The sequence below is a fragment of the Bradyrhizobium sp. SZCCHNRI3043 genome, assembly GCF_032377735.1.
GTDB lineage: Bacteria > Pseudomonadota > Alphaproteobacteria > Rhizobiales > Xanthobacteraceae > Bradyrhizobium.
In genome coordinates this window covers 268,864-281,404 of the sequence record NZ_JAUHID010000003.1, presented here as the reverse complement: position 1 = coordinate 281,404, position 12,541 = coordinate 268,864, and the positions used below count along the sequence as shown (strand labels likewise).

Sequence of the window (12,541 nt, the reverse complement as noted above, 5' to 3'; positions counted from 1 at the left end):
GTGGGGGCCATCGATGTCCGTCAAGATCAAGCGTTCCGTCTATGCCGACATGTTCGGCCCGACCACCGGCGACAAGGTCCGGCTCGCCGACACGGACCTGATCATCGAGGTCGAGAAGGACTTCACCACCTACGGCGAGGAGGTGAAGTTCGGCGGCGGCAAGGTGATCCGCGACGGCATGGGCCAGTCGCAGGCGACCAACAAGCAGGGCGCTGCCGACACGGTCATCACCAATGCGCTGATAGTGGATCACTGGGGTGTCGTGAAGGCCGACGTCGCGATCAAGGAAGGCATGATCTCTGCGATCGGCAAGGCCGGCAATCCGGACATCCAGCCCGGCGTGACCATCGTGATCGGCCCGGGCACCGACGTGATCGCAGGCGAGGGCAAGATCCTCACCGCCGGCGGCTTCGACAGCCACATCCACTTCATCTGCCCGCAGCAGATCGAGCACGCGCTGATGTCTGGCGTCACCTCGCTGCTCGGCGGCGGCACCGGCCCGTCGCACGGGACCTTCGCGACCACCTGCACGCCCGGCCCGTGGCACATCGGGCGGATGATGCAGTCGTTCGACGCGTTCCCGGTGAACCTCGGCATCTCCGGCAAAGGCAACGCATCGCGCCCGGCCGCGCTGGTCGAGATGGTCAAGGCCGGCGCCTGCGCGCTGAAGCTGCACGAGGATTGGGGCACCACGCCGGCTGCGATCGACAATTGTCTCTCGGTCGCCGACGACTACGACGTCCAAGTGATGCTGCATTCGGACACGCTCAACGAATCCGGCTTCGTCGAGGACACCATCAAGGCCTTCAAGGGCCGCACCATCCACGCCTTCCACACCGAAGGCGCTGGTGGCGGTCATGCGCCCGACATCATCAAGGTCGCTGGTTTGAAGAACGTGCTGCCGTCGTCAACCAACCCGACGCGACCGTTTACGCGCAACACCATCGACGAGCATCTGGACATGCTGATGGTGTGCCATCATCTCGATCCGTCGATCGCCGAGGATCTCGCTTTTGCCGAAAGCCGCATCCGCAAGGAGACGATCGCGGCCGAGGACATCCTGCACGATCTTGGCGCGCTCTCGATGATGTCGTCGGATTCGCAGGCGATGGGCCGGCTCGGCGAGGTCATCATCCGGACGTGGCAGACCGCCGACAAGATGAAGAAGCAGCGCGGCGCGCTGCCGCAAGACAAGGGCAAGGACAACGACAATTTCCGCGTCAAGCGCTACATCGCTAAATACACGATCAACCCGGCGATCGCGCATGGCGTGTCGAAGCTGATCGGGTCGGTCGAAAAGGGCAAGCTCGCCGACCTCGTGCTGTGGTCGCCCGCCTTCTTCGGCGTCAAGCCGGACTGTGTCATCAAGGGCGGCACCATCGTCGCCGCGCCGATGGGCGATCCCAACGCCTCGATCCCGACCCCGCAGCCGGTGCATTACCAGCCGATGTTCGGCGCCTTCGGCAAGTCGCTGACGGCATCGTCCGTGATCTTCACCTCGAAGGCGGCCGTCACCGGCGGACTCGCCCGCAAGCTTGGCCTTTCGAAGAAGCTCTACGCAGTGCAGAACACCCGCGGCAGGATCTCGAAGAAGAGCATGATCCACAACGATGCGACGCCGAACATCGAGGTCGATCCGGAGACCTATGAGGTGCGCGCCGACGGCGAGCTCCTGACCTGCGAGCCGGCCGAGGTGCTGCCCATGGCGCAGCGCTACTTCATGTACTAAGCTTCCGCCCGGTACCAGAACCAGAAAAGTACCGGGAGGACGAGTTCGTGATCTATGTCGTTGCCACCTTGACCATCAAGCCCGAAACCCGTGCGGAATTCATCGCCGCTGCGACCGCCTGCATTGCGGGGACCCGCAAAGAACCCGGCAATATCGCCTATGATTTGCATGAGAGCGTCACCGATCCGAGCAAGATGGTGTTCGTCGAGCAGTGGGAGAACGCCGAGGCCTTGGTGCCGCACCGCGCGACCGAGCACATGAAGACGTTCGGGCGCGTCGCGGTCAAATGCATGTCGGCCCCGCCGAAGATCGAGATCATCACGCCTGAGAAGGTCGATGTCCGCTGAGCGGAAAAAGAGAATGAGGGTTTCAGCATGATCCGCGCGACACGCGTGTTTGGGCAGCATCGTTGGAAAGAGGCTGCCGCCGATTCCGTCCTGCTCGATTTCGACGACCGGCATCGGCGGCGGCTGGCCATGACCGGAACGCGCGGGTTGGAGTTCCTGCTCGACCTCGAGCACGCCACCGCACTGCGCGGTGGCGATGCGCTGGTGCTGGAGGACGGCCGGCTGATCGAGGTCGTCGCGGCGGCCGAGCCGCTGCTCGAGATCCGCGCCGCTGATCCGCATCACCTGGTGCGGCTGGCCTGGCACCTCGGCAACCGGCACCTGCCGACGCAGATCCTGGCCAAGAGCCTGCGCATCCGCCGCGACCACGTGATCGAGGCCATGGTCAAGGGTCTCGGCGCGCGTGTCATCGAGATCGAGGCGCCGTTCGATCCGGAAGGCGGTGCTTACGCCGAGCCGAGCCATGCGCATGGCGATGATGATCATGATCACCACGGCCACGATCATCATCACGATCATGCCGGGCACGATCATGCGCATCACGGCCATGACCACGGCCACGCGCATGATCATCACGTGCATGACGAGCACTGCGGCCATGACCATCACGATCACGGTCATTCCCATGCTCACGAGCACAAATGAGCCGGAGCTTCGGCCGGCCTCGATCAGCGCCGCGGATTCGGCCGCGCTGTATCGGCTGCTGACGTGGCTGTCGCCGGCGTTTCCGATCGGCGGCTTCTCCTATTCGAGCGGCATCGAATGGGCCGTCGAGGCGGGCGACATCGGCGATGCGGCGGGGCTGCGCGGCTGGCTTGCGACGATGCTGACCAATGGCTCCGGCTTCTGCGATGCGGCTTTCCTCGCGCACGCGTATCGCGCGGTCGAGCTGGACGACAGGACCAGCCTCCGCGAGGTGGCCGAGCTCGCGGCGGCTTTCGTACCGTCGCGCGAACGTCAGCTCGAAACCACCGCGCAGGGCCGTGCCTTCGTCGAGATCGCACGGTCAGCCTGGAACAGCGCAGGTCTCGACGAGGCGGTGGCGCAATGCGAGACGATCGTCTACCCGGTCGCCGTGGGGCTGGTCGGCGCGCTTCATGGCGTTCCTCTGGCGGCCCTGCTGCACGGCTTTCTGCACGCGGTCACGTCGAACTGGATTTCCGCCGGCAGCCGTCTCGTACCGTTGGGGCAGACCGACAGCCAGCGCGTGCTCGCCGCATTGGAACCTGTCGTCGCCGCGACGGCGGACCGCGCTCTGTTCGCCTCGCTCGACGACATCGGCGGCGCAACATTCCGCGCCGATCTCGCCAGCCTTCATCACGAGACGCAATATACAAGGCTGTTTCGGTCGTGATGAAGCGGGGCAAGGGTTGCTCCGATCACGGCTCCGCGCGGTCGCGCGAACGATAGAAGGGTAGATGACATGGCATCGTCTCACGGTCCGCTCCGCGTCGGCGTCGGTGGCCCAGTCGGGTCCGGCAAGACTGCGCTGATGGATCTCCTGTGCAAATCGATGCGGGAGAACTACGACATCGCCGCGATCACCAACGACATCTACACCAAGTGGGACGCGGAGTTTCTCGTTCGCTCGGGATCGCTGACCCCGGATCGTATTGCCGGCGTGGAGACCGGCGGCTGTCCGCACACCGCGATCCGCGAGGACGCGTCCATGAACCTCGCAGCCGTGGCCGACATGCGCGCGAAGTTTCCTGGGCTCGACTTGGTGTTGATCGAATCCGGCGGCGACAACCTCGCGGCAACGTTCTCGCCGGAACTGGCCGACATCACGATCTATGTCATTGACGTTGCGGCGGGCGACAAGATCCCGTCGAAGGGCGGGCCGGGTATCACCCGCTCCGACCTTCTGGTGATCAACAAGATTGACTTGGCGCCCCATGTGGGCGCTTCTCTGGAGAAGATGGAGACGGATGCCAAGCGCATGCGCGGCGCACGGCCCTTCGTCATGACCAACCTGAAGCAGAGCCAGGGGCTTGACCGGATCATCGGCTTCATCGAAGCCAAGGGTGGTCTCAAGCCGTCGGCGTGAGCGCGGGGACCGATCTGCGTCGCACCGTTCTTCGTTGCGCGAGGTATCTGCTGCAACGGCAGACGCAAAAAAGCCTCAACCGGCCGGAACAACTTGAGCCCCTGGGTGTTGCCTCGGCCCGGGGTGCGCCTTGCTCAAGGCGTCTCGGCGGCCGATGGACGGCCGGTATCCTGGGATCGCTTTCCGCTGATCGCTCCGATCGCTCCCGTCGCCCCGAGGTGCGTCCTTGAGTTGCAGGCCCGGTTATTGGATGACTCGTCTCCTTCGCCACCAACCCTTTACCTCAGAGTAAACGAGTGCTCCGGCTGGGTGTCATCATCGGCTTGATCGCGCTGCTCGGGACGGCGCTATCCGGCTTGGCTGCCTACCGCGTACACGACCAGGAGCTGGCGCTCGATCGCATTGCGCTGGCCCGCGCCATCGACGTCCATGCCAGCCTGGTGCAGGACCGGCTGACCGAACGTGAGCTGCTGGCCCGGGTGGCCTCCGGGCTGTTCCGCGCTCCCTCCGTGATCAAGGCCAATATGCTGGAGCCGCTGCGATCGTCGATCTACGCGTTCAAGACCGACTTCTTGGTGGCGTCGTGGATCGCACGGCTGCGGCCGGATGAGCTTCCCATTGCGCAAGCCGAGCTGCGCCAGGCCGGCTTCCCGAATCCGACCATTCGCAATTTCGATGACACGCCGCTGGGGCCGAACGTCGATCGTCCGTTGGACGTTTTAATGGATCTCGAGCCACGCAATGCCGAGACCTCCAAGCTTCCCGGTATTGCCCTCGACCGGCAGCCGATTGTCGGACCGATGCTCGCGCGGGCCATGGCTGAGGGCAAGCCGGTTGCGTCCGATCCCACTCCGCTGGTGCGGAGCGATGGTCCGATCGGGATCGTGCTGGCAGCCCCGGTCGTCCCGCAAGGCGCCACTGCACCGGCGGGCTTCGTGACCTTTTCGTACGAGATCGGGCCGCTGCTGCTTACCAATGACGATCTGTCGTTGTTCTCGGTGGCGTTGAAGGACCCGCGCAACGCGTCGGACGAGCTGGTTGCCAATGATCAGGGAGCGGTGACGAGCCGGACCCGCGGGCCGGACGATCCTGCTCCGTCGTCGACCCGCACCGTGGCCTTCGGCAATCACGACTGGTCATTGGTCTATTACGCCAAGAGCAATGCGGTCCGGCGTGCGCAACAGACCGCGGCGATCGTCGGCGTCATCGGGATGGCGCTCACCGGCATCATCTGCGGCCTGTTCGGCTACGTCGCCTACAACAATCTGCGCCTGAGCCGCGAAATCCAGGTGCGGATCGGCTTCGAGCGCCGACTGACGGCGGTCATCGACGAGCTGAACCACCGGGTCAAGAACATCCTGGCGGTGATCCAGTCCATCGTGACGCGAACGCTGCGTCATGGCAGCGACATGGACGTCGCGCGCGAGCTGCTGATCGGGCGGATCCATGCGATGTCGAACGTCGTCACGCTGCTCAGCGAGAGCCAGTGGCAAGGCGTGCAGCTGCGCGGGCTGTTCGAAGCTCGCGCCATCCCGCATGCCGAGAGGATTGCGGTCAACGGACCCGACATCACCGTGAGCGCGCGTGCCGCGCAGAGCCTTTCGCTGCTGTTCTTCGAACTCGCCTCGCACTCGGACGAGGGCCTCTCGCTGGTGGGAAAGCACCCGCACATCACCGCCAGATGGGAGGTGACGGGCGAAGAGCCGAATGCCGTCTTCCACTTCCGTTGGGAGGAATTGAATACCAGTGAAGCGACGCGGCGGCCCGACAGCGATTTCGGACTGATCCTACTCGATCGCGTTGCGCCGGAAGCACTCGGTGGCACGTCAAAACGCTTCTTCACCGAGGCGAGCTATGTCTATGAGCTGACCGCTCCGATGGAGACCGTCATCGACATGACCGAGCGCGATCGCACCGAGCAGTTCTCCGCGCCGGTGCATCCGCCGCGATAGCTCGCCGGGCTCGTCAGTGAACAGGATATCAAGGCGCACGATGCCCGGCGTAACTGTTCAACAAAGTTCAACAACAAGAAGAGGCGGCTCTTTCGGGAGCCGCCTCTTTGCTGGCTTGTTTGCGACGGCTTGGCTGATCAGCCGCCGCTGCCGCCGATCACCGCCCGCACGGTCTCGTCGGGGCCGAAATCCTCGGCGCCTTCGACATAGAGCAGCGCTGCCAGCTTCGAGCGCGCGCGGTTCACGCGGCTCTTGATGGTGCCCACCGCGCAGCCGCAGATCGCTGCCGCATCCTCGTAGGAGAAGCCCGATGCACCGACCAGGATCAGTGCCTCGCGCTGGTCCTGAGGCAGCTTCTCGAGTGCCGCACGGAACTCCTCGAACTCAAGATGCGCGCCCTGCGAGGGATGCGTCTTGAGCGTCTTGGCGTAGTTGCCTTCGGCATCTTCCACTTCGCGCCGGCGTTTGCGGTAGTCGGAGCGGAACAGGTTGCGCAGGATCGTGAACAGCCAGGCAGGCAGATTCGATCCCGGTTGGAACGAGTCGATGTTGGCCAGCGCCCGGAGCAGGGTTTCCTGCACCAGGTCGTCGGCGCGATCGCTGTTACCACTTAAGGAAATCGCAAATGCGCGAAGGCTGGGGACGGCCGCGAGGATATCGTCCCGCAAGGAATCAGTGAGAGGCATTCACTCCCTCCCGTCGGTTTGGTCGTTGGATCCCCCGCCGTTTTCCACGTGGGACTGTGCTGCCGGCGCATCAAGCTTCCGCACCAACTCCGCGAAGCGGTCCGGCACTCCCTGACGGACGACGTCGTCGTACATCGCGCGGAGTTGATGACCGATCCTGGATTGAATTTCCGCGTTCAGTCCGCCGGGCTTGCGCGGTGCCGCATTCTTGCTGGCTTGAGACTTTACATCTTTCATGACCTTTTCCACGTTTCCCCGAGAGTTAAGTCCCTGAAGCTTCAAGAATTATTCTCGCCACCGAGAGGGTCTGCCGGGAACTAATGCGACGGGGCGACAAAAGTTCCACGGGTTTGGGGAACTTTTCGTCGGTTCGGGCGTAATCAGCCCATGATGGAACCCGGGCGGGAAGCCCAGATGACCGAATGGAGTGGGGATGAGCCGATCACAGCTTGTTGCTGAACATTTGCCGCTGTTGCGCCGGTATGCGAGGGCCCTCACTGGCAGCCAGGGTTCCGGAGACGCCTATGTCGGAGCGATGCTCGAGGCCCTGATTCAGGATCCGGCTCTGCTGGACGAGCGTTATGGACCGCGGGCTGCGCTGTTCCGGCTGTTCACGCAGATCTGGAACTCGGTGGCCCTCAACGACGACGCCGAAGTGGCGACCCTGCCGATGCCGCCGGAGCGGCGGCTGTCAAACATCACCCCGTTACCCCGCCAGGCGTTCCTGCTGCTCTCGCTCGAAGGCTTCCCCGAGGAGGAAGTGGCCTTCATCCTCGATATCGACGTTGCCGAAACCCGCCGGCTGGCGGATGCCGCCGGACGGGAGCTCGCCGCCGAAATCGCTACCGATGTGCTGATCATCGAGGACGAGACTTTCATCGCGATGGACCTCGAGAGCTTGGTCAAGAATCTCGGCCACAACGTCATCGGCGTGGCGCGAACCCATGCCGACGCGGTGGCTCTCGCCAAGAACAAGAAGCCCGGTCTGATCCTGGCTGATATTCAGCTCGCCGATGGTTCGTCCGGCCTGGATGCCGTGAACGAGCTGCTGCGCACCTTCGAGGTTCCGGTGGTCTTCATCACCGCCTATCCGGAGCGCTTCCTCACCGGTGAGCGGCCCGAGCCGGCGTTCCTGATCTCCAAGCCGTTCCAGCCGGCCATGGTGTCGGCAGTCGCCAGCCAGGCTCTTTTCTTCCAGCGCAACTCGCGCAACCGGATGCCGAAGCCGGCGGCCTGATCAGGTCACGGTGTACGATGTCGTCCCGGCGCGTTCGTCATGGAGCGCGCCGGCTTCGTTTGTAGCCCTAGCAACAAAGGGCGAGATCAGCAGCCGCGGCAGACGCCGTCGAGCCGTGCCTTTAGCACCGCGTCGTTCGGCTTGGTCTCTCGGAACTTCAACCTGTTCTCGTCGAGCTGGAAGATTTCAGACGTCCGCCGCGGCGCGAAGACGATTGGCACGAGAAAGGTCAGATCACCATCCGCCAGCTCCGGCGGCGGTGGAGCAAATGGCTGGGCTCGCTCGACCATGGCGACCGCTTCCCGGTCGAGCGCCGGATCGCCAGTCGTTTCCGCCAGCACGGCCGAGATGAGATGACCCTCGCGGTCGATGTGAAACAGGACCTTGGCTGTTCCGCCCTCGCCCGAGGCCTGCAACGGGTAGCGGCGCTGAATCTTCAATTGCGCGACCAGACTCTTGATCCAATTGTCCCTGGCGCTTTCGGCAGCTCCAATCGCAGGAAAGAGGCCTACGAGAGCCAGAGCCAATCCAATCCCCCGCCATACGCCGACGCTATCCAACGTGCTCAGCATTTCGTCCCCACGCGCGGACCATGAAGTCAGCCGCGCCGCTCCAACATATACCTCAGACGAAATGGGGATAAAGCGCCGCGACGGGTGGGCGGAGATCTGACCGGTAGTGCTGGATCAGAAAAGAATGCGGGGCACCGCCGGCATCACCACGGCAGTGCCCCGCGTCGCCGGTCAATGGGGCAGGGGGAATAACCGGCTGCCGAGATGACGCGTGACCCGAAAAGTCGTTCCGTGTGAGACCGATTTTTTTGACGCCATAAAACTGAAGAATGTCGCCGCAGTTTACACACGGTTAAGTGATTTGCCCGACCGAGAACCCGGTTCCTGCGACTTACGTTGGTATGCCGATCGCCTTGCGGCGAGGGGAGCAGAGACATGTCGCAGACCAAGAAAGTTGCCGTTTTGGGTTCGCTTGCGGCGTCCGCCATGCTCGTAGGCGCAATGCAACTGGCTTCCGGCCATGATCTTGGCGCCAGCCTGGCGGTTCAGAACACCACTCGCGAGACGATCGTCGCAACAGCGAACGACGTGAACCGGGCCGCCAAGTCTGACCGCGCCAACCAAAACGGTACTGCGGCGCCGTCACAGACTGTATCGATCAAGCTGGCTGCTTTCACGGATACCTCCTTCCTGGTGCGGCTTCCCGTCAACCCCACGGGTGTAAGCGCGGGCTCCCCGCCGTCGCCGCAGGGATCGCAGCTCATCACCACCGGCAACGAGAAGGCCGCCAAGCACCCGGTGGCCTGCGAGCCGTCGGTGTCGGTGCTGACGGAGATCGCCAAGCGCCTGCAACCGGGACGATGTGTGACTTAGCTACAGCAGCGCCGCGCCCGGTCCGAGGCGTAAGCAGTCGATCAACGCCGGGCAATGACGGTCAGGGCAGCCCTCACTCCGCAGGCGTTTGTTCTTCCGCCGCTTGGCGGCTGACCATGAATCCGAGCGCCAAACCGCCGACAGCCAGAATGGGAATCAGCCGTTTGATGCCGATCATGCGGACGATCTGCAGGCCGCTCGCCAGCAACATCGGGTCTGCAAAAGCGGACTGGACCGCGGACCGCGCCGTTTCCGCGGTCCGCGCGGCACGGATCGCGATCGCGCGCTTGCGCGCCATGTAGCTGATTGCGGCGATCAACGTCACCACGAAGAAGATGGCGGCACCGGTGAGGCACGCGGCCACGAGCCCGTATCGATTCAGCACGGCGACGAAAGCTGCGGCGCACAGAAAGCTCGTGGTGACGAACAGTCCGACCGCTGCAGCGATCGCGAGCGACGTGAGCCGAACGGCATGCCCGGTCGATTCCTGGAAGTCCGCAATCAGGCGCTGCAGCATGTCATTACCCTCGGCGTCTCATTCATCTGCGCAACAAACTCAAATCGGCGCCGAAGACGCGGCGCCGAAACAAGACAAGCCTCTGGATTTCAGGGGCCGCCGCTTAGCGTCTCCAAGCGGCGCCGATGAGGAATCCAAGTCCGAGCGCAAGACCCACGGTGGCAAGTGGGCGATGGGAGATCACGTCCTCGAGGCGCTCCTCGAGTGAGTTTGCGGCATCCTGGGCTGCACCAAACATCGCGGTGCCCCGCTCGGACATGTCGTCGAACGTCTGGTCCACGTTGTCGCGTGCCTGGCGATAGCCGCTGCGGGCCTGCTTGCTGGCCTGCCCGGCGAAAGCATTGAGCGCATCGGTGATCTGTTCGGTGAGGGCTGCGATATCGTTTTTCACGGCGTGGACATCCTTCTGCAGGCGTTCGTAGTTCGCTTTGTCGACGAGATCCTTCAGGGCGGTCTCACCGTCAGTCGGTGGCATGGCAAGCTCCCGGAGCAAGGTGATTGCGTCTGCTCGACAAACGCTGGGTCTCGGCCGAAGTTCCGACGGTGGAAACCGAATTAGTCTGCCGGCAGTTGCGGCGAATCGTCCGGAAGCAGGTGCTCCTTCACGATGAGGGCGACGATCAGGAGCGGCGAGGCGAGGAAGGCTCCCATCGGGCCCCACAGCCAGGTCCAGAATGCCAGCGCGATGAACACCGCGAGTGCGTTGAGCGCAAGGTGCCTGCCGATGATGGTCGGCGTGACGAAGTGGCCTTCCATGAAGGTGATCACGGCGAAGATGGCGGGCGCGACCATGCCGGCGCTCAAGGTCGGGAATGCGATTGCGCCGACCAGGACGAGCACCGCGAACATCGCGATGGGCCCGATGATGGGGATGAAGTTCAGCGTCGCCGCAAGCGCCCCAAGGCCGGCGGGATTGGGCATGCCGGCGATGGCGCAGGCGAGGCCGGCCGCAATGCCGACACCGGTGTTGATGAGCGTCACCGTCAGGAGGTAGTTGCCGAGGTGCAGCTCGAGCTCGTTGAGGATGCGGAGCGTCCGCAGCCGGACCTCGTGATCACCAAAGGTCATGATCAGCGCCCGCCGTAGATCGCGCCAGCTTGCGATGAACAGCACGAGCGTGGCGAAGAACAGTAGGAATTCGGTGAAGGTCGGCGACAGGAATTCGATCGTCGGCTGAACCCAATCGAATTTGGGCAGCTCCAGGCTGGCCGAGGCCGGTGCGCTTCCGCCGCCGATGGCCGCCTGCATTTCGTGCCACAGCGCCAGCGGCCGATCGAAGACGTGCAGCTTCGACTTGAGCGTGGCGGCAAGCTCGGGAAGGCGATTGGTCCAGTCGAGCACCGGCGCCGAGATCAGGCCGATGATGAAGGCAAGCCCCGCCGCAACCGCGAGCACGATCAGCACGGCGCCCACACCGCGCGGCACGTGGAAGCGTTCGAGAAAGTTGGCGGCCGGCGACAGCATGGTGCCGACCACGAAGGCCATCACGATCGGGAGAAAAAATCCTCGGGCGACATAGAGGACACCCGTCACGCAGACGGCCGTGAGGATGATGAGAGCGATGGCGACGACGTCAACCCGTCTTATCACGGGAGGTAATTCTTGGCGACTTTCATTCAGGGCTGAATCGTCGTTCCCGCTGGCGAGCAGCCGCTCGGTGGGAAGTACACGCACCATGAATCTCCCGATCGAGTCGTTCGCGCACAGCTCGCGTGACTTGTCATCTAACAGCCGGGGGGGCATCCGGTTCCGTCGCGCAAACGTGAGAGCTCACACGCTTGACTGACGCAGGGCGACCACACCGAAGCCGGAACTACGACGAGACGTTCGGCGTTTGGAAGGTAATCACGCATCGCACCGCGATGCTCGCATGACAGGGGCATTCCATGACACAGCTCGCTTCCGGCCATCGCCGCAATTCGCGGCGGACGGCTTCGCTGATCGCCGGCGTCGCGGTCCTCTTGCTCGCAGGTGCAACTGCATCTCACGCCCAGATTCTCGGATATGCGCCGGTCAAACAGCAGGCATTTCCGCCGGACGAGGCGACGGCATCTGCGGTGGAGCAGGATGAGGACAGCCGGCTGCCGGACCGTCTGCGCCGCACGATCGTCAACCTCGATACGCGGGAAGCGCCGGGGACGATCATCATCGATACGAGCAACACCTATCTGTACTACGTGCTCGGCGGCGGCCGTGCATTGCGCTACGGCGTCGGCGTCGGGCGCGAAGGCTTCACCTGGGCCGGCGTGCAGACCGTGACACGCAAGGCGGAGTGGCCGGACTGGCATCCGCCGGCGCAGATGATCGCGCGGCAGCCCTATCTGCCGCGTTTCATGGCCGGCGGCCCGGGCAATCCGCTCGGCGCGCGGGCCATGTATCTCGGCTCCAGCGAGTATCGCATCCACGGCACCAACGATCCCACGACAATCGGCAAATTCGTGTCGTCGGGCTGCATCCGCCTGACCAATGAGGACGTCTCCGACCTGTTCAGCCGGGTGCAGGTGGGGACGAAGGTCATCGTGCTGCCGAAAGCCGCCTCGCTGCAGGCGCGCACCAATGCCGGCCGTGCGCCGCGGGTGACGTCGCTGCCGTCGGGGCGGCAGGCGATGTCGCTGCCGGTTGCGGCCGTCAATTAAGCGGG

The 12,541-nt window shown here is 64.0% G+C and carries 15 protein-coding genes; 9 read left to right on the top strand and 6 right to left on the bottom strand.

The window, feature by feature from the left end:
- Nucleotides 1–13: 13 nt before the first annotated feature.
- The 6 genes from ureC to QX124_RS10070 all read left to right on the top strand — a co-directional run bounded on the left by ureC (nt 14) and on the right by QX124_RS10070 (nt 6,075).
- Entirely contained in the window at nt 14–1,729 is a 1,716-nt protein-coding gene (ureC, locus tag QX124_RS10095; protein ID WP_315775470.1) for an urease subunit alpha, read from the top strand.
- A 47-nt stretch (nt 1,730–1,776) separates the two neighbouring features.
- The gene (locus QX124_RS10090; RefSeq protein WP_315734580.1) at nt 1,777–2,076 is read left to right on the top strand and encodes a putative quinol monooxygenase; all 300 of its coding nucleotides are present in this window, start codon (nt 1,777–1,779) and stop codon (nt 2,074–2,076) included.
- A gap of 27 nt (nt 2,077–2,103) precedes the next feature.
- Nucleotides 2,104–2,721, top strand: coding sequence for an urease accessory protein UreE (locus QX124_RS10085; RefSeq protein WP_315775469.1), 618 nt, complete (start codon nt 2,104–2,106; stop codon nt 2,719–2,721).
- On the top strand, nt 2,702–3,430 hold the full coding sequence (locus QX124_RS10080) for an urease accessory protein UreF (RefSeq protein WP_409997685.1): 729 nt from the start codon (nt 2,702–2,704) through the stop codon (nt 3,428–3,430). The genes QX124_RS10085 and QX124_RS10080 overlap by 20 nt, the downstream gene beginning before the upstream one ends.
- A 69-nt stretch (nt 3,431–3,499) precedes the next feature.
- Nucleotides 3,500–4,123 carry an urease accessory protein UreG gene (ureG, locus tag QX124_RS10075; protein WP_315797060.1) on the top strand — a complete coding sequence of 208 codons (624 nt, stop codon included), beginning with the start codon at nt 3,500–3,502 and terminating at the stop codon, nt 4,121–4,123.
- A gap of 296 nt (nt 4,124–4,419) precedes the next feature.
- A complete protein-coding gene (locus QX124_RS10070) occupies nt 4,420–6,075 on the top strand; it encodes an HWE histidine kinase domain-containing protein (protein WP_315797059.1) in 1,656 nt (551 codons plus the stop codon).
- Between the two features lie 137 nt (nt 6,076–6,212).
- Here the strand turns inward: QX124_RS10070 and QX124_RS10065 are convergent, their stop codons facing one another.
- The gene (locus tag QX124_RS10065) at nt 6,213–6,761 is read right to left on the bottom strand and encodes a sigma-70 family RNA polymerase sigma factor (protein WP_006612137.1); all 549 of its coding nucleotides are present in this window, start codon (nt 6,759–6,761) and stop codon (nt 6,213–6,215) included.
- Complete coding sequence (locus tag QX124_RS10060) at nt 6,762–6,998, bottom strand: NepR family anti-sigma factor (RefSeq protein ID WP_315734569.1); 237 nt, start codon at nt 6,996–6,998, stop codon at nt 6,762–6,764.
- A 196-nt stretch (nt 6,999–7,194) separates the two neighbouring features.
- Here QX124_RS10060 and QX124_RS10055 point away from each other — a divergent pair, with 196 nt between their 5' ends.
- Complete coding sequence (locus QX124_RS10055; protein WP_315713838.1) at nt 7,195–7,998, top strand: response regulator; 804 nt, start codon at nt 7,195–7,197, stop codon at nt 7,996–7,998.
- Between the two features lie 86 nt (nt 7,999–8,084).
- On the opposite strand, the gene QX124_RS10050 is transcribed toward QX124_RS10055, so the two are convergent.
- Nucleotides 8,085–8,525, bottom strand: coding sequence for an energy transducer TonB (locus QX124_RS10050; RefSeq protein WP_315772607.1), 441 nt, complete (start codon nt 8,523–8,525; stop codon nt 8,085–8,087).
- 420 nt (nt 8,526–8,945) lie between these two features.
- Here QX124_RS10050 and QX124_RS10045 point away from each other — a divergent pair, with 420 nt between their 5' ends.
- Nucleotides 8,946–9,383, top strand: a complete 438-nt coding sequence (locus QX124_RS10045; protein WP_315797058.1) for a hypothetical protein — start codon at nt 8,946–8,948, stop codon at nt 9,381–9,383.
- Between the two features lie 73 nt (nt 9,384–9,456).
- On the opposite strand, the gene QX124_RS10040 is transcribed toward QX124_RS10045, so the two are convergent.
- The 3 genes from QX124_RS10040 to QX124_RS10030 all read right to left on the bottom strand — a co-directional run bounded on the left by QX124_RS10040 (nt 9,457) and on the right by QX124_RS10030 (nt 11,574).
- The gene (locus QX124_RS10040) at nt 9,457–9,900 is read right to left on the bottom strand and encodes a hypothetical protein (protein WP_315772605.1); all 444 of its coding nucleotides are present in this window, start codon (nt 9,898–9,900) and stop codon (nt 9,457–9,459) included.
- 103 nt (nt 9,901–10,003) lie between these two features.
- Nucleotides 10,004–10,375 carry a YqjD family protein gene (locus QX124_RS10035; RefSeq protein ID WP_315734561.1) on the bottom strand — a complete coding sequence of 124 codons (372 nt, stop codon included), beginning with the start codon at nt 10,373–10,375 and terminating at the stop codon, nt 10,004–10,006.
- A gap of 80 nt (nt 10,376–10,455) precedes the next feature.
- Nucleotides 10,456–11,574: an AI-2E family transporter gene (locus QX124_RS10030; protein WP_315797057.1), complete on the bottom strand. Its 1,119-nt coding sequence runs from the start codon at nt 11,572–11,574 to the stop codon at nt 10,456–10,458.
- Between the two features lie 212 nt (nt 11,575–11,786).
- Here QX124_RS10030 and QX124_RS10025 point away from each other — a divergent pair, with 212 nt between their 5' ends.
- Nucleotides 11,787–12,536 carry a L,D-transpeptidase gene (locus QX124_RS10025; RefSeq protein ID WP_315797056.1) on the top strand — a complete coding sequence of 250 codons (750 nt, stop codon included), beginning with the start codon at nt 11,787–11,789 and terminating at the stop codon, nt 12,534–12,536.
- Nucleotides 12,537–12,541: the final 5 nt, after the last annotated feature.